Here is a 21743-nt window from a genome sequence, read left to right on the forward strand (position 1 = left end):
GGGCGGCGCGTGAGGGCTTACGGGAAGTAGGCGGTGCGCAGATCCAGCCAGGTGTAGGGGTGCGTGTGGAAACCCTGCAGATTGGCTCGGAAGGCGGTGGCGAAGTTGATGCTGTACATCACCACGCCCGGCACTTCCTGCAGGGCTTCCTCCTGGAAGCGGATGTACAGGTCGCGCTGCTGGGCCGGGTCGGGCGTGCGGCGCGCGGCCTCCAGGGTCTGGTCGATGCGCGGACTGCTGAAGTGCCACATCTGCTGGTTCCAGGAGCCGGTGCTGTGGTACCAGGGGTAGGTGGCGGTATCCGGCGTCGGCCGCGGCAGGTAGCCGTCCATGTAGAACGGAGCCTTGCCCGCGATGGTCGCGCCCCAGCGGCTGTAGGGCACACGTTCGAGCGCGACGGTGATGCCCACGTTCTTCAGCATCTGCTGCAGCGCCACGGCGGCACGCTCGCGTGTCGGGCGGCCCACCGGCACCGACAGCGTGATCTTGAAACCGTTGGGATAACCCGCCGCCGCGAGCAGGCGCTTGGCGCCCGCCACGTCCGGCGCGAAGCCGATGTTCCTGGCGAAGTAGGGGTGGTTTGCCGGGATGGGCGTATGGGTGGGCGCGCCTTCGCCGAAGAGCGCCACCTGCACCAGCACCCGCTTGTCGATCGCCTTCAGCATCGCCTGGCGCACCCGCACGTCGTCGAAGGGCTTGGCCTGGTTGTTGAGCACGAAGCCGTCCCAGGTGCCGGCAGGGATCGAATCGACGGTGATGGCCCGTTTGGCCTTGATCTCCTGCAGCGATTCCAGCGGCACGTTCCACAGGATGTCCACGTCGCCCGAGGACAGCGCGGCGATCTTGGCCGCGTCCTCCGGCATGATGCGCAGCGTCACCCTGGCGAGCTTGGGCAGGCCCTTTTCCCAGTAGTTCGGGTTCTTCTTGAGCACCAGCTTGTCGCCCGGCGTGTACGAATCGAACATGAAGGGACCGGTGCCGACCGGCTTCACCCGCAACTCCGCCAGGGGCACGCTCGCCGGCACGATCTTGAGCTGGCGCTCGATCATCATGTCGGGCCAGGCGCCGTAGGGCTCCTTCAGCACGAACTTCACCGTGTAGTCATCGGGCGTCTCGATCGTCTTGATCATGTCGGCCGTGGAGCGCGCCCGCGAAGCCAGCGCCGGATCGCCCAGCAGCTTGAAGGTGTGCACCACGTCGGCCGCGGTGAAATCGGCGCCGTTGTGGAACTTGACGCCACGCCGCAGCTGGAAGGTCCACTCGGAGGCGTCCGCGTTCGACTTCCAGGCGGTGGCGAGTTCGGGTTCGAGTTTCAGGTCCTGGGTGATGCGCACCAGGCCGTTGAACATCAGGTTGCCGGCGTTGTAGTCCTCGCCGGTGGTGCCGGCGGCCGGGTAGAAATTGTTGACGTTCGAGTTGATGGTCGCCACCACGTCGTCACGCGCCGCCAGCGCCGTGCCCGGCGCCCCCAGCCACACGGTGGCCGCCACCCACGCGGGCAACAGGTAGCGCACAGCGGCGGCTGGCGAGAACGCTTTCGTCGTGGTCTTGGTCATCGGTGGTTTCCGCGAGGGTGGTGAAAGAATGGGCGATCGGGGACGTCAGGCGGACGGCGCGGCGGCGCGCGACCGGGCGTAGTCGGCCAGCACCCTGGAAAGCTCGGTCAGGTGCGCCTGCAAGGAGGCGAAGCCGGCGTTCGGCACGCTGCGGGCCTCGTCCATGTACAGGCCGCGGCGGATCTCGATCTGCAGGCTGTGGCTGCCCTGGCCGGGCTTCGAATGCCGACGGACCGACTCCGCGCCGGCGTAATGGAAATTGTTGGTGACCTGGTAGCCGAAGCCGCGCAGGGTGTCGCAGACCAGCGCCGTGAATGCCGGCTCGCAGCTCGTGCCATGCCGGTCGCCGATGTCGAATTCGGAACGCTGCGCACCGTGGTCCAGGGTGGAGGCGCCGCCGATGGACGCCATGCTGTGGCAGCTTACATGGTAGGAAACGCCGTGCGTTTCGCGGTAGGCGGCCAGCACCCGCCCGAGCTCGCCGTGGTAGGGAAGAAAGTAGCGGTCTATACGCTGGCGCACGTCGCTCACTTCCAGTGGCCGGTCGTAGAGCGGAATGCGGTCGCGGCCTGCCACGCTGTGGATCAGGCCGATGCCCAGCCGCGTCTTCTCGGTGGGCTCCAGATGCCCGGTCCAGGGCCCTGCGAGCTGCTCCGGACCGAAGTCGGTTTCGTGCCGGTTGGCGTCGATGTAGGCGTTCGGGAACAAAGCGTAGAGCCAGGTGGCGCCGGCATCGACCACACGCTCGTACAACTCCTCCACATACATCGATACGGAGGCCTGCACGAGATCGAAACTCGTCGCGGGCTTGAAGTCGCCCGGGTACCAGCGGCCGCTGCGGGGAATGTCGAAAAGCAGCGGTGCAGGCGCGGCACCACTGACCGGGTCACGGCGCATGAGAACGCCTGGAATTGCGAACATATGACTTCCTTTAGGCTGAGAAACCGTTTTCCCATTTTGGGAAATCGTTTTCCTTTTTTCAGTCTATGACGCGTTCATGACGACCGTCAAGCGTGTTTTTCCATCTCATGGCCGCCAGCGGCTTGCAGCTGATCGAACGGCAGTTCGGTCACGCGACGCCGCGCTACCGAAGCTTGGACAAGAACACCGCTCAAGAAAAAAACCCCAAGCAAAACAATTACTTGGGGTTTTCGTTGGCGGAAGCGGTGAGATTCGAACTCACGGGCCCTTGCGGGCCGCCGGTTTTCAAGACCGGTGCAATCGACCACTCTGCCACGCTTCCTGTGATCGGCCGCCTGCGTTGCGCAGGCACTGCGGCCGCGATTCTAAGCGGCGGCGCCGGGCCGGCCGCTAATCCGCCAGGAACAGGCCCTGCAGGTCGCTCAGGAAGTCGAAACCACGCTCGGTCGGCCGCACATGGTGCAGGTCGCGTTCGATCAGGCCCATCTGCTCGGCCTTCTCCAGCGGCCTGGCGATGGCGGTGACCGGCAGGCCGGTGCGGGCGCTGAAATCCTCCAGGTCGAAACCGTCGCGCAGGCGCAGCGTGTTCATCATGTATTCGAAGGGCAGTTCGGCGCGGGCCACGTCGTTCTCCTGCGCCAAGGGTCGGCTGGCCAGGGCCTGGCGCATGTAGAGCTCGGGCTCGCGGAAACGCACCTGGCGCACCACCCGGTGGGCGAAGGTCAGCTTGCCGTGCGCGCCGGCGCCTATGCCCAGGTAGTCGCCGAAACGCCAGTAGTTCAGGTTGTGGCGGCAGGCGTGGTCACCGCGGGCATAGGCGGAGATCTCGTAACGCTCCAGGCCGGCAGCGCCGGTCATGGCGGTGATGCGGTCGAGCATGTCGTAGGCGTCGTCGTCCTCCGGCAGGCGCGGCGGGAACTTGGCGAAGTAGGTGTTGGGCTCCACCGTCAGGTGGTAGATCGACAGGTGCGGCGGATTGAAGGACAGGGCGGTCGACACATCGGATTCGAGCTGCGCCATGGTCTGGCCGGGCAGCGCGTACATCAGGTCGAGGTTGAAGGTGTCGAAGGCCGTGGCGGCCTCCTCCAGCGCGGCGCGCGCCTGGGCGCCGTCGTGCACCCGGCCGATGGCTTTCAGATGATCGTCGTCGAAGGTCTGCACGCCCACCGACAGGCGGGTGACGCCGGCCGCGCGGAAGGCGCGGAAGCGGTCGCGTTCGAAGGTGCCGGGGTTGGCTTCGAGGGTGATCTCGCACTCCGCCGACAGGCGCAGCCGGGCGCGGATGGCGCCGATCAGCCGCTCGATCGACTCCGGCGAGAACAGGCTGGGCGTGCCGCCGCCGAAGAAGATGCTGATGACGGTGCGGCCCCAGACCAGGGGCAGCGAGGCTTCCAGATCGGCGATCAGGGCATCGATGTAGCGCTCTTCCGGCACGCCGCCGCGCGCCTCGTGCGAGTTGAAGTCGCAGTAGGGGCACTTCTTCAGGCACCAGGGCAGGTGCACGTACAGCGACAGCGGCGGCGGCGCGCCGAAACGCAGCGTGCCCATGCGCATGTAGTGCACCGGATCGGAGATGGCGCCGTCGCCGCGCTCCGGCGCCGCCGGGACGATGGGAATGGAGCTCATGCCATCCAGCGCTCGACCACCAGTTCCACCATCGCGCGAGCGGCCATGCCCCGGTGGCTGACCGAGTTCTTCACGGCCGCAGGCAGCTGGGCGAAGGTCTTGCCGAACTGCGGCAGGAACATCACCGGATCGAAGCCGAAGCCGTTCTCGCCGACCGGCTCGCGCACGATCTCGCCGGCGGCGCGGCCGGAGGCGATCAGCGGCTCGGGGTCGTCGGCCGAACGCACGCCGACCAGGGTGCTGACCAGGGCGGCGCGGCGGTCGTCGATGTTCTGCATCTGTTCCAGCAGCGCCCGCACATTGTTGGCATCGCCCTTGGCGTAGCCGAACTGCGTGGCGTAGTAGGCGGTGTCCACGCCGGGCAGGCCGCCGAAGGCGTTCACGCACAGGCCGGCGTCGTCGGCGATGGCCCACAGGCCGCTCTCGCGCGCGGCATGACGGGCCTTGGCCAGGGCGTTCTCGACGAAGGTGCGGAAGGGCTCTTCCGCCTCGCCGATGCCCAGGGCCTTCTGCGGCACCAGTTCCACGCCGAGCGGCGCGAACAGGGCATCCAGCTCGGCCAGCTTGCCGGCGTTGTTGGAGGCCAGGACGATCCGCTGGCTCATGCGGCGCCCTTGGTCGGCAGGGGCTCGGCCAGGGCGGCGGTCTGCAGGGCGACGAGTTCGGCGATGCCCTTCTCGGCCAGGGCCAGCAGCTGGTCCATCTCCGCGCGGGTGAAGGCCACGCCCTCGGCCGTGCCCTGCACTTCGACGAAGCTGCCGGCGCCGGTCATGACGACGTTCATGTCGGTGTCGCAGGCCACGTCTTCCACATATTCGAGGTCGAGCAGCGGCACGCCACCGACGATGCCGACCGAGATCGCGGCGACCTGGCCGGTGATCGGCGAGGCCTGCAGCTTGCCGACGGCCAGCAGCTTGGCGACCGCGTCCTGCGCCGCCACGAAGGCGCCGGTGATGGCGGCGGTGCGGGTGCCGCCGTCGGCCTGCAGCACGTCGCAGTCGAGGTGGATGGTGCGTTCGCCGAGCTTGGAGAGATCGAACACGGCGCGCAGCGAACGGCCGATCAGGCGCTGGATCTCCTGCGTGCGGCCGCTCTGCTTGCCGCGCGCGGCCTCGCGGTCGCTGCGGGTGTGGGTGGCGCGCGGCAGCATGCCGTATTCGGCGGTGACCCAGCCTTCGCCGGAGCCGCGCTTGTGCGGCGGCACCTTCTCCTCGACCGAGGCGGTGCACAGCACCTTGGTGTCGCCGAAGGCGATCAGCACCGAGCCCTCGGCATGCATGGTGTAGCCGCGGGTGACGCGGACGGTGCGCAGCGCGTCGGCGGCGCGGCCCTGGCGGACGGGGGTGGTGGCAGAAGTCATGGCAAAACTGAAAACGTTGAAGGAAAAACGGAGGGCCCCGTGCGTCCGCACGGAGCCATGGCCGGCTAGCGGCCCGAACGCCTGGTGGTGCGGCGGATGGCTTCGTTGATCTCGGCGATGGAGCGCTCGATCGCGGCATCGTCGAGTTCGCGGAAATCGGCCGGATCCTCGGCCTGCTGGGTGGAGGCGAAGGCGTCCGCGTCGGACAGCGCATCGGTGGAGACGTCCGGCGGCACCGCCTCGGCCGACTCCCATTCGAAAGCCACGGCGGTGACATTGTCGCTGGCCGCGCCGCCGCCGTGCAGCGCGCGCTCGACGAGCTCCGGCACCGCGTCGGCCACCGGGCGGGCGCCGAGCACCGCGGTGATCTCGCGGTCCGACAGGATGCTCCACAGGCCGTCCGAGCAGAGCAGGATGCGGTCGCCGCCCTGCAGCGGCATCGCATCGGAGAGATCGACCATGGGCCGCACCGGCGAGCCCAGGCAGGTGAACAGCACGTTGCGGTTGATCGACTGGCGGCCCAGCGAGACACCCACCTCGGGGTACTCGGCATAGGAATGGTCGCGGGTGCGCGTCAGCAGCTCGCCCTTGCGCACCAGGTAGAGCCGGGAATCGCCGCAATGCGTCCAGGTGGCCGCGCCGTCCTGCACCACGCAGGCGACGACGGTGGTGCGCGGGCTGTCGGGCATGGACTTGCTGGCCGCGTAAGCCATCATTTGCCGGTGCGCCGAGAGCACGGCCTCGTCGAGAAAGGCGCGTACATCCAGCAGGCGTGGCCGGGCGCGGCTCTGGAACATGGTGGAGACCGCCTGCAGCGCGATCTGCGCCGCCACCTCGCCCTCGGGATGGCCGCCCATGCCGTCGGCCACCAGGAACAGCGCCGCCTCGCGGGTGTAGCTGTAGCCCATGCGGTCCTCGTTCTTCTGGCGGCCGCCCTTGCGGCTGACCTGGAAGACGTTGAACTTCACGGATTGCTCCCGGCGGGACGTGCCGGTTCGGGGGCCGAGGCCGGACGACGGGTGTGCTGGCTGCCATCGGTAGTCAGCAGGTCGATCTGCAGGCGCAGGCGTTCGCGCATCGACAGCGGTGTGTAGCGCCGCTCGATCAGCCGGCCGAATTCCTTCTGCAGCGCGAACACCGACTGCGGCCGCGCCACCGGATCGAGCGCCATGCACCACTGCACCACTTCCAGCAAATGGTCGGAATACACGCCGCGCAGCTTGGACATGGCGATCGCCAGCCGGTCCTTCTTCTGGCGCTGCGGTGCGTCGTTGGGCGGAAAGCCCTGCATGCAGGCGTACATGCAGGCGCCGACGGCGTAGATGTCGGTCCAGGGGCCGAGCACCGCGTCGCGCTTGTACATCTCCGGCGCGGCGAAGCCGGGGGTGTACATGGGGCGGACGAAGTAGGCCTCCTTGTTGAGCACCTCGCGGGCCGCGCCGAAGTCGATCAGCACCGCCTTGTTGTCGTCGGTGAGGAAGACGTTGGCCGGCTTGATGTCCAGGTGCAGCATCTTGTGCTGGTGCACGATGCGCAGGCCGCGCAGCACCTCGTCGAAGAGCGAGCGGATGGTGGACTCGCGGAACACCTTCTGCGTGCGCTGCTCGCGCGCGGCGATGATGAAGTCCTGCAGGGTGTCGCCCTCCAGGTAGTTCATCACCATGTAGACCGTCTCGTTCTCGCGGAAGAAGTTGAGCACGCTCACCACCGAGGTGTGCGAGATCTGCGCGAGCGCCCGGCCTTCCTCGAAGAAGCTCTTCAGGCCGAGACGGTAGAGGGAGAGTTTTTCCGGCACCACATAGGGCACCAGCTCGTTGACGGCGCGGCTGGCCAGCGATGCGGGCAGGTATTCCTTGACCGCCACGTACTGCCCGTCGGGGGCACGCGCCAGGTAGACGATGCCGAAACCGCCGGCCGAGATGCGCCGCACGATGCGGTAGCCGCCGACCATCGTATCGGGCGTGAGCGACGACGGCTTGGATCTGGTGGGCGCGGCAGCGGGCATTGCGGGCAGTGGGGGTCTGCGACCCGTTATTCTCGGAGCGTCTCAACGATCCGTGAAGCTCATGGCAGTCTACAGCATGACCGGCTACGCCAGCGCGCAGCGAGCGCTTGCCGCTACGCCCGCAGAAGGCGCCGCCCGCAGCATCCCCGCCCGCCGTCTCGGCCTCGAAATCCGCTCGGTCAACAGCCGCTTCCTGGACCTCAGTTTCCGGCTGCCCGACGAGTTCCGGCAGCACGAGGCCGCGATGCGCGAACGCATCACGGCCAAGCTGAAGCGAGGCAAGGTCGAGGTACGCGCCGCACTGGAGAGCGATGCCGAGGGCGGCCTGCCCGATCCCTCCACCCGCCTGCTGCAGAAGCTGGTCTCGCTGCAGGACAACATCCAGACCTGGCTGCCGCGCGCCGCGCCGCTGTCGGTCTCCGACGTGATCCGCCTGGCCGGCGGCAGCGAAGGCCGCGGCTCGGAACCGGCCGACACCGTGCTGGAGCTGCTCGACGAAGCCATCGCCGGCATGCTGGCCGCCCGCAAGCGCGAAGGCACCCGGCTGGCCGCCATGCTCAAGGGCCATACCGCCCAGCTGCGCATCCTGGCCGAAACCGCCGCGCCGCTGGTGCCGCAGCTCGTCGAGCAGCAGCGCCAGCGTTTCCTGGAACGCTGGACCGAGGCCATGGCCCTGACCGAAGGCGCCACCCTGCCCGAGGCGGCGCAGGACCGCGCCCTGTCGGAGGCCACCGCCTTCGCCATCCGCATCGACGTGGCCGAGGAACTCACCCGCCTGGCCTCGCACCTCGACGAGATCGACCGCCTGCTCGCCAAGGGCGGCGAGCTGGGCAAGCGGCTCGACTTCCTGATCCAGGAACTGCACCGCGAGGCCAACACCCTGGGCTCCAAATCCGCCGTGCTGGAGATGACCCGCATCAGCGTGGACATGAAGGTGCTGATCGAGCAGATGCGGGAGCAGGTGCAAAACCTGGAGTGAGGCAAGATGTGCAACACGACATGCCAGCGCTTTCCCAGGGTGCACTGCAGTCCAACGAAGCGCGCACCGACCAACAGGCGCACGGACGCAAGGCCGCGCCAGGCGCGCGCCGGAAGCCGGATCCTGCGTTTGACCGATTGGCCGGCATCGCCAGGGGGTCGAACACGGAGAACTGTCGCGACCGCGAAGACCGCTTCTAAGCTTTGTGACCATGGCGGCCGGCGCGACCCATCCTTAGGTTTGGATCCGGCCAGACTGTCGCAGGCACAATACCGCCCCAACGCCTTCGCCCGCCACCTGACAGCCCCCGACCCTATGGACTACCCCGGAAACCTCTTCGTCGTGTCGGCCCCCAGCGGGGCAGGCAAGTCCAGCCTGGTCAAGGCGCTGATGGAAGTGGATTCCCGGGTCAAGCTCTCCATCTCCCACACCACCCGGCCGCCGCGCGGGCAGGAGAAGCACGGGCGCGAGTACTTCTTCGCCTCCGATCCGGAGTTCGACGCCATGATCGCCGGCAACGGCTTCGTGGAATGGGCCCATGTGCACGGCCGGCGCTACGGCACCTCCAAGCGCGCCATCGAGGACCGGGTGGCCGAGGGCCAGGACGTGATCCTGGAGATCGACTTCCAGGGCGCGGTGCAGATCCGCGACACCTTCGCCAACGCGGTGATGATCTTCATCCTGCCGCCGAGCTGGGAGGAGCTGCGTTCCCGCCTGGAGCGGCGGGGCGAGGACTCGCCCGAGATCATCGAACTGCGCCTGCAGAACGCCGCCACCGAGATGGCCCAGGCCCACAAATTCGACTACGTTATAATCAACGAGTTATTTGACAGCGCGCTCTTCGACCTCAAAGCGGTCGTACACGCCCAGCGCCTCAAGTTCGCGGCACAGCGCCGTGCCAGACCCGACACCTTCGAGTCCCTTGCGATCGGCTGATCGCCCCACCACTTTCCTCGAGACCATCCATGGCCCGCATCACCGTCGAAGACTGCCTTGAGCAAATCCCCAACCGCTTCCAGCTGGTGCTGGCCGCGACCTACCGCGCCCGCATGCTGAGCCAGGGCCACGCCCCCAAGATCGAAAGCAAGAACAAGCCGGCCGTGACCGCGCTGCGCGAGATCGCCGAAGGCAAGGTCGGCATCGAGATGCTCAAACGCGTTCCGTGACCAGACTTCGGCCCCGCCGAACACCAAAAGCACCGCTGCGCGGTGCTTTTTTGTTGGCCCCTGCTGACGCCGCGGCCGTTGCAACGCGCGACACAGGGCTTTGGGCCCCGCGCTAAAGTCTTGCCATGAACGCGCTTTCAACTACGGTGACACCGGGCCATCCCGCCTTTGCCGGCGGCGCTTCGCCCCACGCTGCCGCGGCCAATGCCGCCGCCGCCAGCTTCGCCTCGCTCACCGCGGCGCTCGACTACCTGGGCCCGGCCGAGATCGAGCAGGTGCGCCAGGCCTACCGCTTCGCCGACGCCGCCCACCTGGGCCAGATGCGCAACAGCGGCGAGCCCTACATCACCCATCCAATCGCGGTGGCCACCCTGTGCGCCACCTGGAAGCTCGATGCCCAGGCGCTGATGGCCGCCCTGCTGCACGACGCGATGGAGGACTGCGGCGTCACCAAGGCCGAGCTGATCGAGCGTTTCGGCGTCACCGTGGCCGAGCTGGTCGACGGCCTCACCAAACTCGACAAGCTGCAGTTCAACACCCGCGAGGAGAACCAGGCCGAGTCCTTCCGCAAGATGCTGCTGGCCATGGCGCGCGACGTGCGGGTGATCCTGGTCAAGCTCGCCGACCGCACCCACAACATGCGCACGCTGGGCGACATGCCGCGCAGCAAGTGGGGCCGCATCGCCTCGGAAACACTCGAGATCTACGCCCCCATCGCCCACCGCCTGGGCCTGAACCTCACCTACCGCGAGCTGCAGGACCTGTCCTTCCGCTACCTGCACCCCTGGCGCCAGGCGACGCTGGCCAAGGCCGTGGCGCGTGCGCGCAGCCGGCGGCGCGACCTGCTGGTGAAGGTGAAGGCCGACGTGGAAAGCACCTTCGACGCCGCCATGATGCAGATGCGCATCGACGGCCGCGAGAAGACGCTCTACTCCATCTACCGCAAGATGACCGACAAGCACCTGAGCTTCGCCCAGGTGACCGACATCTACGGCTTCCGTGTCATCGTGCCCGGCGTGACCGACTGCTATACCGCGCTCGGCCTGCTGCACCAGATGTACAAGCCGGTTCCGGGCCGCTTCAAGGACCACATCGCGATCTCCAAGGTCAACGGCTACCAGTCGCTGCACACCACGGTGGTCGGCCCCTCGGGCATCAACATCGAGTTCCAGATGCGCACCGAGGAGATGCATGTGGTGGCCGAGTCCGGCGTGGCCGCGCACTGGATGTACAAGGGCGACGAGTCCTCCAACGCATCCGAACGCCTGGGCGCGCAGTGGCTGCAGTCGCTGCTCGACATCCAGTACGAGACTCGCGACGCCGCCGAGTTCTGGGACCACGTCAAGGTCGATCTCTTCCCCGACGCGGTCTACGTCTTCACGCCCAAGAGCCAGATCATGGCCCTGCCGCGCGGCGCCACCGTGGTCGATTTCGCCTACGCCATCCACACCGACGTGGGCGATCGCACCGTCGGCGCGCGCATCGGCGGCGAGCAGGTCACCCTGCGCACCGAACTCAAGAACGGCGACGTGATCGAGATCGTCACCGCGCCCGGCTCGCGGCCCAACCCGGCCTGGCTGGGTTTCGTGCGCACCGGCCGGGCCCGCTCCAAGATCCGCCACTACCTGAAGACGCTGGAACAGACCGAGTCGCAGGACCTGGGCGAGAAGCTGCTGACCCAGGCCCTGCGATCCGAAGGCATCGAGCGCCTCCCGGAACACACGCCCGAGTACCAGGCGATCTGGGACAAGCTGCTGCGTTTCACCGGCAGCCGCGATCCGGACGAGCTGCTGCGCGACATCGGCCTGGGCAAACGCATCGCCAGCATCGTCGCCAAGCGCCTGGTGACGCTGCTGGCCGAACTCGGCGCCAAGCCCGACGCCCTGCTGCTCACCCGCGAGCGCTACAGCTCGCACGAACGCATCTCGCAGGGCGCCGTCATCCTCGACGGCAGCGAGACCGGCTCGGTGCAGTACGCCAAATGCTGCCGGCCGGTGCCGGGCGACGACATCCTGGGCTATCTCGGCCGGGGCGAGGGCCTCACCGTGCACCACAAGGATTGCGCCGTGGCCTCGCGCCTGCAGTACAAGGACAGCGAGCGTTTCATCGCCGTGGCCTGGGCCGACGAGCCCACGCGCCTGTTCGAGACCGGCGTGGTCGTCACCGTCACCAACCGCAAGGGCGTGCTGGCGCGGGTGTCGGCCGACCTGGCGCGTTCGGAGGTGGACATCACCCACGTGGACATGGGCGACGAGGCCGGTCTGGATACCGCCGACCTGCGTTTCGTGATCGAGGTGCGCGACAAGGCGCATCTGGACGCCGCCCTGCGCAACCTGGCGCGCACGCCCTCGGTGCTGCGTACCCGGCGGGTGCTGCCGGCGGGCTAGACCGGGTCGTAGCGCACGGCCACGATCTCGATCTCCTGCACGCCGCCCGGCGTGGCCAGCTTCACCACATCGCCCACCCGCGCCTTGGTCAGCGCCCGGGCGATGGGCGAGACCCAGCTCACCTGCTGCTTCGCGCTGTCGGCTTCGTCTATGCCCAGGATGGTCACCGTGGTGGCCTCGCCTTCCGGATCCTCGTAGGTCACCGTGGCGCCGAAGAAGACCTGGTCGCCGCCCGCATGCACGCTGGAATCGACCACCTCGGCGATCTCCAGGCGGCGGGTGAGGAAGCGGATGCGCCGGTCGATCTCGCGCAGGCGTTTCTTGCCATAGAGATAGTCGCCGTTCTCGGAGCGGTCGCCGTTGCTGGCGGCCCAGTGCACGATCTCCACGATCTTGGGCCGCTCCTCGTCGATCAGCTCCAGCAGCTCGGCGCGCATGCGCTCGTAGCCGCCCCGGGTCATGTAGTTGCGGGTGCCGGCGGGTATCGCAGGCGCACTGGCGCCGTCCTCGTCGTCCTCGGGCGCCTCGTCGTTTTCCTTGGTGAAAGCCTTGCTCATGGCGTGACTGTGCCATGGCGGCGAGGCCCGTCCTGTTGCGACCCGATACCCGGCCGGGCCCGAGGCAAATTCCAATGGCGGATCCGTTCTCCCGCCTCCATGCCCGCACCCGCCATCCCCCTGCCCCATCTGCCCACCAGCGGTCCGCTGGCGCCGCTGCTGCGGGACTTCGACTGGGCGGGCAGCGGTTTCGGCGCGCCGCAGGCCTGGTCGGAGCACCTGCGCACCACCGCCTGCATGGTTTTCGACGCGCCGCAGCCCATGCGCCTGGCCTGGGGGCCGCGACGCCTGATGCTCTACAACCAGGCCTATGCCGAGATCCTGGGCCGGCGCCATCCGGCCGCCTTCGGCCAGCCAATGGACCGGATCTGGCCGGAAGCCTGGGACGTCGTCGGCCCGGCGCTCGACCGCGTCTTCCAGGGCGAGGGCCTGCACGAACACGACGTGCCCTTTCGCACCGAGCGCAACGGCAGCGCGGAGCTGATCCACGTCTCCTACCTTTATCTGCCGGTACGCGACGCCACCGGCGCGGTCGAGGGCGCCCTGTGCGTCTGCACCGAGACCACCGTCCAGGTCGATGCCCGGCAGGCCCAGCGCAAGCTGGCCGACAGCCTGGAACAGCGGGTGGAGCAACGCAGCCGCGAACTCGCCCACACCGAAGCCCAGCTGCGCCAGTCGCAGAAGATGGAAGCCATCGGCCAGCTCACCGGCGGCATCGCGCACGACTTCAACAACATGCTGCAGGGCATCGTGATGCCGCTGCAGTTGATCCAGCGCAAGGCGCAGGCGGGCGATGCGGACGGTGTGGCCCGCTACGTCAGCGCCGGCCTGGCCTCGGCCCAGCGCGCCGCCGCGCTGACCCAGCGCCTGCTGGCCTTCTCGCGTCGCCAGCCGCTGGATTCGCGGCCCACCGACCTGGCCCATGCGCTGTCGGGGCTGCACGCGATGCTGGACAGCACCGTCGGCGAGAACGTGGCCCTGTCGCTGGAGATTCCGCCGGACCTCTGGTGGGCCACCACCGACCTGCATCAGTTCGAGAACGCGGTGCTCAACCTGGCGATCAACGGCCGCGATGCCATGCCCGACGGCGGCAGCCTGCACATCCTGGCCGAGAACGTGCAGCTCACGCCCAGGGCGGTCGGCGGCGTGGCCGGGTTGCCGCCGGGCGACTATGTGCGGGTGGTCGTGCGCGACAGCGGCGTGGGCATGGCGGCGGACGTGCTGATCAAGGCCTTCGATCCCTTCTTCACCACCAAGCCGCTGGGCCAGGGCACGGGGTTGGGCCTGTCGATGATCTACGGCTATGCCCGCCAGTCGGGCGGCTATGTGGCCATGGACAGCGAGGTCGGCGCCGGCACCGTGGTGCGCCTGTACCTGCCGCGCAGCCCGGAGCTGGGCGATGCCGCCGAGCCTGCCGGGTCCGATGCTTCACAGCCACCCGAACGCCTGCACGGCGCGCACGCCGCCGTGCTGGTGGTGGAAGACGACGACACGGTGCGCCAGCTGGTCGTGGAACTGCTCGAAGGCCACGGCCTGCAGGTGACCCAGGCGGCCAGCGGCGGCGAGGGCATGCGGCAGCTCGCGGGCGGGCAGCGCTTCGACCTGCTGCTGACCGATGTCGGCCTGCCCGGCCCCAATGGCCGGCAGCTGGCCGACTTCGCGCAGGACACCCATCCCGGCATCCGGGTGGTGCTGATGACCGGTTATGCCGAGCAGGCCTCGATGCGCGCGCAGTTCCTGGGCGACACCATGGAGCTGCTGGTCAAGCCCTTCGGCGCCGAGCAGCTGCTGGCCAAGGTGCACAGCGCCCTGGCCCGGCGGATCACGCCGGATTGAGCGGGCCGGCGGCCTCGCGGGCCAGCCGGGTCTGGTCGTAGACCGGCTGGGACGGCAGGCCGTCGAGATGCGCGGTATCGGCCCAGACCAGGATGTCGATGTGGCCGTCCGCGGCTATGCGCACGCGGTTGAAGCCGGCGTTGGGGATCTCCGCCATGCGCGGCCCGTCCAGGCTGAGCGCTCGGGCAGTGCGGAACACCATGTCGAGCACGCCGCCATGCGTCACCAGCAGCAGCGTGCGGCCCGTGTGGGCTGCCGCCAGCGCGCGGATGGCGGCGATGCTGCGGGTGTGGAAGCGGCGGGTGCTTTCGCCGCCCTCGAAGGACTGGTCGGCCTGGAAGGATGTCCAGCGCGCCCAGTCGGCCGGCCGGGTCTCGCGGATCTCGGCCGCCGTCAGGCCTTCGGCCACGCCGAAGCACTGCTCGCGCAGGCCGGTGTCGGCCGCCACCGGCAGGCCGAGCTGGGCGGCGGCGGGCTCGGCGGTCTGCCAGGCCCGCTGGAGATCGCTGGAGACGAGGTGGTGCACCGTCTCGGCCGCCACCCGTGCGGCCAGGCGCTGGGCCTGGGCCAGGCCTGCGGCGTTGAGCGAGACGTCCGTCTGGCCCTGAAAGCGCATCGCGCGGTTCCAGTCGGTTTCGCCGTGGCGGATCAGGATCAGTTCGGTCATGTCTCGATTATCGAGCCGGACCGCGTCCGGGCCGTGACCGGGTCAGTGGCCGCTTCGGCGTTTCACAGCGGCACGATGCGCAGCGGCCGGCGGCAGGCGGCGTCGATGAAAGGGCCTTCGACGCGTTGCCAGCCGGCGCCGGGCGAAGCCTGCGCACAGGCCTCGCTGCCGTTGGCCAGGCTGCGCCAGCGGTACCAGGGCGCCGGCGCGGCCCTTGCGATGGCGGCGCAGGCGCAGAGCAGGACGGCGATGGCGAGGCGGCTGTACATGGATGTGCGCAGCCTAAGGCGCCTTGTCCGCGGCAGGCGTTTCGGGAGCACCGACGATCCACCCCTCCAGCAGATCCAGCTCGGCCGGCAGGCCGTAGCGCGGCGCCCCGGCCTCGTGCTGGCGCGCGGCCCAGGCCGCCTGCAGCAGGCAGAGCGTGGCATCCAGGCTGTCGCCGCTGGCATCGGCCACCAGGGCGTCGTGCTGGGCCATGCGCAGCTTCAGCCGCAGGCCGCCCAGCAGCGCGGCGGTGGCGGGTGCGCCGGTTTCCAGCGCGGCCAGCAGGTCCTTGCGGGCGATCAAACGCTCGGGTGTCTGTTTGGCGATGTCGTCGCTCTTGTAGCTGCGCCGGCCCAGCACGGCGCGCGCCAGCAAGCCCGGATAGGCTTCCAGCGCCACCTTGCCGGCCTCGGCCGCATGTGGCTCGACACCGGCCAGATGGGCCCCGGCGGCGCGCAGCAGCGGCACGCCGGCATGCAGCATGAAGGCCACCGGCGGATTGACCCATTTCATCGACGGACTGGAGCCGGCCGGCCCGTCCGTGGTCCGGTGGGCGAACTTGCCGCCGACCGGCCGGGCATCGCAGAAGGCGGCGAAGGTCGAGCGGATGGTGGCGCGGTCCAGGCTGGCGTAATGGTCCATGCTGGCTGCCCAGTCGAGCGGCCAGCCGAGCGATTCGAGCAGCTCGCGCGGCAGGCCGAAGGGCAGGTCGAAGCCGCCGATCCAGCGGCCGGGCGCGGCCAGCCAGGAGGCGAAGGCCTGCAGGGTCTCGAAGCGCTCCAGCCCTTCCAGCAGCACCTGCGGCCCGGAACGGCGGCCGCGCGCCACGACGATGGGCTTGCGCCGGCTCGGCGCGCTGCTGAAGTCGCAGCCGAAGAGCAGCGGCGCCGCCGGGCTCAACGCGGGATCAGCGACAGGAATTCACGGCGCAGCGCCGTGTCCTTCAGGAAGGAGCCGCGCATGACCGAGTTGATCATCTTCGCGTCCTTCTCCTTCACGCCGCGCCAGGACATGCAGAAATGGCTGGCCTCCATGACCACGGCCAGGCCGTCGGGCTGCACCTTCTTCTCGATCACATCGGCCAGCTGCACCACCGCCTCTTCCTGGATCTGCGGCCGGTTCATGATCCAGTCGACGATGCGGGCGTACTTCGACAGGCCCAGCACATTCGAGCTGCGGTTGGGCATGATGCCCAGCCAGATGCGGCCCATCACCGGGCAGAAATGGTGGCTGCAGGCGCTGCGCACGGTGATCGGGCCGACGATCAACAGCTCGTTCAACTGCTCGGCGTTGGGGAATTCGGTGATCCGCGGCGGCTCCACATAACGGCCGGCGAAGACTTCCTTGAGATACATCTTGGCCACCCGGCGGGCGGTGTCGGCCGTGTTGTGGTCGTGTTCGGTGTCGATCACGAGGCTGCTCAGCACATGCTTCATCTTCTCCTCGACCTCGTCGAGCAGCGACTCGAGTTCGCCCGGCTCGATGAAGCCGGCGATGTTGTCGTTGGCATGAAAGCGCTGGCCGGCGGCATGCAGTCTTTCACGGATCTTGACGGAAACGGGCACGCCTTCGTCGCGTTCGGGATGTTCAGCGTTCATGGGAGCATCGGCCTTCTGTAGCATCGGGCGATGTTAGCGGCAAGCGCCAAGGCCCGTGGGAAACACGGGCATGCGCTTTGCTTCACACCGCCCTTCACTGCGAGACCTGTTGCCGACCACCTGCCCCCCATGAACAACGGTCCCGTCCTGTCACCCATCTCCGAAGCGCGCGCGCTGGTCATCGACGGCAATCCCACCTCGCGCAGCATCCTGGTCTCCCAGCTGCGCGAATACGGCGTCGGCAAGGTGTCGCAATGCCACCGGGTGGTCGATGCCCGGGTGAAGCTGGAGCACGGCCGCTACGACTTCGTGCTGTGCGAGCAGCTCTTCTACGACGTGGCCCAGTCCGGCCAGGGCCTGCTCGACGACCTGCGCCGCGCCCAGCTGCTGCCCTTCTCCACCGTGTTCTTCATGGTGACCGGCGAGGCCTCCTATTCCAGCGTGGCCGAGGCGGCCGAATCCGCCCTCGACGGCTACCTGCTCAAGCCCTTCACCGCCACCACCCTGTTCGACCGGCTGCATGTGGCGCGGGTGCGCAAGGCCCACCTCAAGCCCATATTTACGGCAATCGAGGGACAGGACTTCGAACTCGCCGCCACCCTCTGCATGGAGCGCTTCCAGAACCGCGGCCCCTACTGGCTGTACGCCGCGCGCATCGGCGCCGAGCTGCTGCTGCGCACCCAGCGCTTCGAGGAGGCGCAGGAGCTCTTCCTCACCGTCATCGCCGCCAAGACCCTGCCCTGGGCCAAGCTGGGCGTGGCGCGCGCCCAGCTGGAATCCGGCCAGACCGGCCGCGCCATGACCACCCTCGACCGCCTGATCGGCGACGACAACACCTATGCCGATGCCTACGACGTGATGGGCAGCGCCCAGGTCGACCTCGGCAAGTTCGACGAGGCGCTGGAGACCTACCGCATGGCCGCCGAACTCACGCCCGGCTCGGTGGCGCGGCTGCAGAAGTACGGAATGATGGCCTACTACATGGGCGACATGGCCACCGCCGCCCGGGTGATGGCGCGCGCCGCCATCGTCGGCGGCGACTCCAAGATGTTCGATCCGCAGACCCTGGTGCTGCTGGCCTTCGCCAACCTGCAGATCGCCGACCGCAAGGGCCTGGACCGCTGCCTGTCGGACTTCGCCCGGCTGCGCGAGAAATCCCCGGACGACCGCCGGCTGCAGCGCGCCATGGCCGTGGTGGCGGCCCTGCAGCTGATCCGCGCACGCCAGTTCTCCGCCGCCATCGACGCGGTGCGCCAGATGGCCGCCGAGATCCGCGCGCCCAGCTTCGAGTTCGAGGCCGCCGGCAACCTCGCCGGTGTGCTGGCGGTCACTGTCTCCACCTCCATCGACCTGCGCGAGGCCGATGGCTGGATCGAGGAGATCGGCCTGCGTTTCGCCAGCTCGCGCAGCCTGGGCGAGCTGCTGGCCTGTGCCTGTCCGGCCCACGAGCCGCATGCCACCGCGCTGCGCCAGGCCCATGCCAAGGTCAACAAGATGGCCGAGTCGGCGATGGCGCTGAGCCTCAACGGCGACCCGACCGGCGCGGTGCGCGGCCTGATCGCCGCCGGCCAGAGCACCCTCAACATCAAGCTGGCCGACATCGCCCAGCAGATGCTGACGCGCCATGGCAGCAAGATCCGCGATCCCGAGTCGCTGAAGAAGCAGGTCGATGCGCTGCGCGCAGCCTGCGGCACCCAGCCGCGCCGCGCTTCCCTCACGCAGGACCGGCACCGCCAGCCCGGCGGCCTCAACCTGCGCATGAAGGTGCCGGCGGCCGAGACGCAGGCCGTATAGCTCAGGCCGGGTTCTCGCGCAGCAGGCGGGCCAGTTCGGCGCCCGCCGCCGCGCCGCGCAGGCCGGTCTCCCACAGCCGGTTGGCCAGGGTCTGGTGCAGGCGCAGGGATTGCTCGTCCTCGCTGACCATGGCCACGCCGTAATGCAGATTGGTCGGCTCGACGATGCGAAAGGGGCTGGTCACCACCACCTGCCGGCCGGCCGACTGCACCAGCTGGAAACCGCTGGTGGGCAGGGGCTGGCTGGTCAGGGCGATCTGCAGGCCCATGCGCGGCGAGGCGATCATGGCGGCCAGCCGTTCCATCTCGCGCCGAGCGGCCTGGCGCTTCTTCAGACGATCGGCCTCGCTCTGGTGGGCATGGCCGCCCAGGCCGTGGCGCAGGTAGTGCTCGATGTCGCTGACCGGGATGATGTTGATGAAGCCCGGCCGCAGGCGCTCGAAGGCCGCCTTGCGCCGGGTCAGCAGCTGCATGAGGCGCTGCACTTCCAGCGGCTGCAGCGCCGTCTGGCCGTCGCGGTCGTCGCCCAGGCGCTCGGCCAGGGCGCTGTCGTATTCGGCCGAACTGAGCACATAGGCCTGCGGACCGAACACGGTGGTCATCTGCAGCGCGCTTTCCTCCAGCCGCTGCACCCGCTCGAAGAACAGCATGCCGTGGGTGATGTATTCGTTGCCCAGGCCCAGCAGCGTGCCGGTGGAGGTGTCGTAGAGCCGGGCGAGTCGCTCCAGCACCTCCAGCTTGACCACGTCGCCCGCCTCGTAGCGGTAGAGCAGCGCCCGCGAGATGCCGGCGGCCTGCGCCACCGCCTCGGTGCTCAGCCCGGCGCCGAGCCGCCGCGCGCGCAGGCGCTCGCCGATATGGGGGAACTGCACGGCGCTCATGGGCGGCGAAAGTCTTGTTTTCGAGTCAATTCACGAAATTGCACGTTGTCGCGTCCTGGGGCGGGCCCTAGGCTGGGGCCATCGTTTTAACACTCGCGCGCAAGCTCCATGCCCATCGTCACGGTCGACGGCGTTCCCGTCCATTACGCAGCCCAGGGCAGCGGCCCCCGTTCCATCGTCTTCATGCACGGCGGCTTCGGCAGCTCCTCGGAACTGTGGAAGCGCACCATCGCCGCCCTGCCCGCGGGTTGGCGCGGATATGCCATCGACAACTTCCTGCGCTCGGCACCGCCGCCGGACGGCTACAGCGTGCAAAGCCTGGCGCGCCGGGTGCGCGGTTTCGCCGATGCGCTGGGGCTGGAGCGGCCGGTGATCGGCGGGCATTCGATGGGCGGCGTGGTCACCCAGCTGGCCGCTTCCAACGATCCGGAACGTTATGCCGGCGCGGTGCTGGTCTGCACCGGCGCGGTGATGACCAACCACCAGCTCGGCCACGACCTGATGGCCAAACTGCGCGAGACCGGCTACGAACACATGCGCGAGATCAGCTCCCACTGGTTCCGCATCGTGCCGGCCGACTTCTTCGAAGGCTATGTGTCCCGCGCCATGGACGCGCCCCTGCAGGCCATGCTGGACGTGCAGCAAAGCCTGCTCGACACCGACTGCCGCCCGCTGCTGCCCAGGATCAAGGCCCCCACCCTGGTGGTGTTCGGCGCGCACGACGCCGGCCGCACCATCGAGCATGCGCAGACCCTGCTGGCCGGCATTCCCGACAGTCGCCTGGCGCGCATGGAAGACAGCGGCCATTCGCCGATGATCGAGACGCCGGCCGACTTCGACGCCGCCCTGCACGCCTTCCTCGCCACCGTCTGAGACCGCACGCCATGAAACTCCGCCCCCTCCTGTCCGCCCTGCTCGTGGCCGGCCTGGCCTGCTGCGCCACCGCACGCGCCGACAGCCTGGACGATGTGCAGAAATCCGGCGTGCTGCGTGTGGCCATCACCCTCGACTACCCGCCCTTCGGCATGGTGGACGCCAGCATGAGCCCGCAGGGCTACGACGTGGAATTCGCCAACCTGGTCGCCGCGTCCCTGGGCGTGAAGGCCGAGCTGGTGCGGGTCACCGCCCAGTCCAAGATCCCCACCATGGGCACCCGCAAGGCCGACCTGCTGCTCAACATCGGCCGCAACGAGGAGCGCGCCAAGGTGGTCGATTTCACCCAGCCCTATGCGCCCTACTTCATCGGCGTGTTCGGCCCGGCCGACCAGAAGGCCAGCGGCGTGGCCGACCTGGCCGGCAAGAAGGTGGCCGTGACCCGCGGCACCATCGAGGAACAGCTGCTGAGCAAGATGGCGCCGTCGGGCACCGACATCCAGCGCTACGAGGACCACAGCAACACCATCAGCTCCTTCCTCAGCGGCCAGTCGGACCTGATCTCGGTGGGCAATATCGTGGCCGCCGCCATCCAGGAGAAGAACCCGGCGCGCAAGCCCGAGCAGAAGTTCCTGCTGATGAACTCGCCCGTCTGCGCGGCCGTCACCAAGGGCGAGCAGCGGCTGCTGGACAAGGTCAACGCCGCCATCTCGGACATCAAGGCCAAGGGCACGCTGGGCAAGATGGCCACGCACTGGCTCAAGCAGCCCTTGCCCGAAGGTTTCTAGGCTTTTTCAGGCCGGGCCAGGCGCGGCAGCAGCGAGATGGCCTCGGCGTTGGATGGCGAGAAGCAGCGCGCCGCCGCCTCCTGCCAGGGCAGCCAGACATAGTCCGTGTGCTCGCGCGGGCTGAGCCGCACCGGCGTTCCAGCCGGCACCCGCAGGCCGAAGAGGTGCTCGGTATTGCGGGTCACGCCGGGCGCATAGCGGTGCCGCCACTGCGGATAGATGTCGTAGACGTTTTCCAGGAACCAGTCGCTCAGCGCACAGCCGGGCGAAGCTGCGTCTATGCCGGTCTCTTCCAGCACCTCGCGGCGCGCGGTGGCCTCGAAGGGCTCTTCCGGCCAGTCCTTGGAACCGGTGACCGACTGCCAGAAGCCCGGCGCGTCGGTCCGCTCGATCAGCAGCACCTCGAGCGCATCGGTGTGGATCACCACCAGCACCGACTGCGGGATCTTGGGCGGCCGCTCTGCCATGGCCACGACCGCCCTG

22 protein-coding genes and 1 tRNA gene are annotated in these 21743 nt (G+C 68.7%); 8 read left to right on the forward strand and 15 right to left on the reverse strand.

All coding sequences use genetic code 11. The features are described from left to right. Positions 1 to 17 precede the first annotated feature (17 nt). The 8 genes from GT347_RS07300 to GT347_RS07335 form a co-directional block, all read right to left on the reverse strand. Entirely contained in the window at positions 18 to 1556 is a 1539-nt protein-coding gene (locus GT347_RS07300; protein WP_160551331.1) for an ABC transporter substrate-binding protein, read from the reverse strand. 45 nt (positions 1557 to 1601) lie between these two features. Beyond that, complete coding sequence (locus GT347_RS07305; RefSeq protein WP_160551332.1) at positions 1602 to 2453, reverse strand: N-formylglutamate amidohydrolase; 852 nt, start codon at positions 2451 to 2453, stop codon at positions 1602 to 1604. A gap of 258 nt (positions 2454 to 2711) precedes the next feature. Further along, a tRNA-Ser gene (locus GT347_RS07310) sits at positions 2712 to 2799 on the reverse strand. Positions 2800 to 2867: 68 nt separating this feature from the next. After that, positions 2868 to 4103, reverse strand: a complete 1236-nt coding sequence (gene hemW / locus GT347_RS07315) for a radical SAM family heme chaperone HemW (protein WP_160551333.1) — start codon at positions 4101 to 4103, stop codon at positions 2868 to 2870. After that, entirely contained in the window at positions 4100 to 4708 is a 609-nt protein-coding gene (rdgB, locus tag GT347_RS07320; RefSeq protein ID WP_160551334.1) for an RdgB/HAM1 family non-canonical purine NTP pyrophosphatase, read from the reverse strand. The genes hemW and rdgB overlap by 4 nt, the downstream gene beginning before the upstream one ends. Further along, positions 4705 to 5463 (reverse strand): ribonuclease PH, encoded by a 759-nt coding sequence (gene rph / locus GT347_RS07325; RefSeq protein WP_160551335.1) that lies wholly within the window; start codon positions 5461 to 5463, stop codon positions 4705 to 4707. The genes rdgB and rph overlap by 4 nt, the downstream gene beginning before the upstream one ends. 65 nt (positions 5464 to 5528) lie before the next feature. Next, positions 5529 to 6431: a PP2C family protein-serine/threonine phosphatase gene (locus GT347_RS07330; RefSeq protein WP_160551336.1), complete on the reverse strand. Its 903-nt coding sequence runs from the start codon at positions 6429 to 6431 to the stop codon at positions 5529 to 5531. Continuing rightward, on the reverse strand, positions 6428 to 7468 hold the full coding sequence (locus tag GT347_RS07335) for a serine/threonine protein kinase (RefSeq protein WP_160551337.1): 1041 nt from the start codon (positions 7466 to 7468) through the stop codon (positions 6428 to 6430). Before GT347_RS07335 ends, GT347_RS07330 begins: the two co-directional genes overlap by 4 nt. 61 nt (positions 7469 to 7529) lie before the next feature. Here GT347_RS07335 and GT347_RS07340 point away from each other — a divergent pair, with 61 nt between their 5' ends. The 4 genes from GT347_RS07340 to GT347_RS07355 all read left to right on the forward strand — a co-directional run bounded on the left by GT347_RS07340 (position 7530) and on the right by GT347_RS07355 (position 12000). Further along, entirely contained in the window at positions 7530 to 8447 is a 918-nt protein-coding gene (locus GT347_RS07340) for a YicC/YloC family endoribonuclease (RefSeq protein ID WP_160551338.1), read from the forward strand. A 315-nt stretch (positions 8448 to 8762) separates the two neighbouring features. Then, positions 8763 to 9383 (forward strand): guanylate kinase, encoded by a 621-nt coding sequence (gene gmk, locus GT347_RS07345; RefSeq protein WP_160551339.1) that lies wholly within the window; start codon positions 8763 to 8765, stop codon positions 9381 to 9383. 29 nt (positions 9384 to 9412) lie between these two features. Then, the gene (gene rpoZ, locus GT347_RS07350) at positions 9413 to 9613 is read left to right on the forward strand and encodes a DNA-directed RNA polymerase subunit omega (RefSeq protein ID WP_160551340.1); all 201 of its coding nucleotides are present in this window, start codon (positions 9413 to 9415) and stop codon (positions 9611 to 9613) included. Between the two features lie 125 nt (positions 9614 to 9738). Then, positions 9739 to 12000, forward strand: a complete 2262-nt coding sequence (locus GT347_RS07355) for a RelA/SpoT family protein (RefSeq protein ID WP_160551341.1) — start codon at positions 9739 to 9741, stop codon at positions 11998 to 12000. On the opposite strand, the gene greB is transcribed toward GT347_RS07355, so the two are convergent. Next, a complete protein-coding gene (gene greB / locus GT347_RS07360) occupies positions 11997 to 12557 on the reverse strand; it encodes a transcription elongation factor GreB (RefSeq protein ID WP_160551342.1) in 561 nt (186 codons plus the stop codon). The two genes, GT347_RS07355 and greB, sit on opposite strands and share 4 nt — an antisense overlap. A gap of 99 nt (positions 12558 to 12656) precedes the next feature. On the opposite strand from greB, the gene GT347_RS07365 reads away from it, so the two are divergent. Beyond that, on the forward strand, positions 12657 to 14393 hold the full coding sequence (locus GT347_RS07365) for a response regulator (protein ID WP_160551343.1): 1737 nt from the start codon (positions 12657 to 12659) through the stop codon (positions 14391 to 14393). On the opposite strand, the gene GT347_RS07370 is transcribed toward GT347_RS07365, so the two are convergent. The 4 genes from GT347_RS07370 to folE all read right to left on the reverse strand — a co-directional run bounded on the left by GT347_RS07370 (position 14380) and on the right by folE (position 16949). Next, entirely contained in the window at positions 14380 to 15060 is a 681-nt protein-coding gene (locus GT347_RS07370; RefSeq protein WP_160551344.1) for a histidine phosphatase family protein, read from the reverse strand. The two genes, GT347_RS07365 and GT347_RS07370, sit on opposite strands and share 14 nt — an antisense overlap. A gap of 62 nt (positions 15061 to 15122) precedes the next feature. Further along, positions 15123 to 15329: a hypothetical protein gene (locus tag GT347_RS07375; RefSeq protein WP_229722780.1), complete on the reverse strand. Its 207-nt coding sequence runs from the start codon at positions 15327 to 15329 to the stop codon at positions 15123 to 15125. A 13-nt stretch (positions 15330 to 15342) separates the two neighbouring features. Further along, positions 15343 to 16227: a DUF429 domain-containing protein gene (locus tag GT347_RS07380; protein WP_160551345.1), complete on the reverse strand. Its 885-nt coding sequence runs from the start codon at positions 16225 to 16227 to the stop codon at positions 15343 to 15345. Beyond that, positions 16224 to 16949, reverse strand: coding sequence for a GTP cyclohydrolase I (gene folE, locus GT347_RS07385; RefSeq protein ID WP_160551346.1), 726 nt, complete (start codon positions 16947 to 16949; stop codon positions 16224 to 16226). Before folE ends, GT347_RS07380 begins: the two co-directional genes overlap by 4 nt. 105 nt (positions 16950 to 17054) lie before the next feature. Between folE and GT347_RS07390 the strand changes: the two genes are divergently transcribed. Continuing rightward, positions 17055 to 18719, forward strand: a complete 1665-nt coding sequence (locus GT347_RS07390; RefSeq protein ID WP_160551347.1) for a response regulator — start codon at positions 17055 to 17057, stop codon at positions 18717 to 18719. Position 18720: 1 nt separating this feature from the next. On the opposite strand, the gene GT347_RS07395 is transcribed toward GT347_RS07390, so the two are convergent. Further along, positions 18721 to 19599 (reverse strand): helix-turn-helix domain-containing protein, encoded by an 879-nt coding sequence (locus tag GT347_RS07395; RefSeq protein ID WP_160551348.1) that lies wholly within the window; start codon positions 19597 to 19599, stop codon positions 18721 to 18723. Between the two features lie 108 nt (positions 19600 to 19707). Here GT347_RS07395 and GT347_RS07400 point away from each other — a divergent pair, with 108 nt between their 5' ends. Together GT347_RS07400 and GT347_RS07405 are read left to right on the forward strand one after the other, a co-directional pair. Continuing rightward, positions 19708 to 20472: an alpha/beta fold hydrolase gene (locus GT347_RS07400; RefSeq protein ID WP_160551349.1), complete on the forward strand. Its 765-nt coding sequence runs from the start codon at positions 19708 to 19710 to the stop codon at positions 20470 to 20472. Between the two features lie 11 nt (positions 20473 to 20483). Beyond that, a complete protein-coding gene (locus GT347_RS07405) occupies positions 20484 to 21260 on the forward strand; it encodes a transporter substrate-binding domain-containing protein (RefSeq protein WP_160551350.1) in 777 nt (258 codons plus the stop codon). Here GT347_RS07405 and nudB read toward each other — a convergent pair. Beyond that, a complete protein-coding gene (gene nudB, locus GT347_RS07410; RefSeq protein ID WP_160551351.1) occupies positions 21257 to 21727 on the reverse strand; it encodes a dihydroneopterin triphosphate diphosphatase in 471 nt (156 codons plus the stop codon). The genes GT347_RS07405 and nudB overlap by 4 nt on opposite strands. Positions 21728 to 21743 lie beyond the last annotated feature (16 nt).

Origin of the sequence: Xylophilus rhododendri (assembly GCF_009906855.1) — a bacterium.
In the GTDB taxonomy this organism is placed as follows: Bacteria; Pseudomonadota; Gammaproteobacteria; order Burkholderiales; family Burkholderiaceae_C; genus Xylophilus; species Xylophilus rhododendri.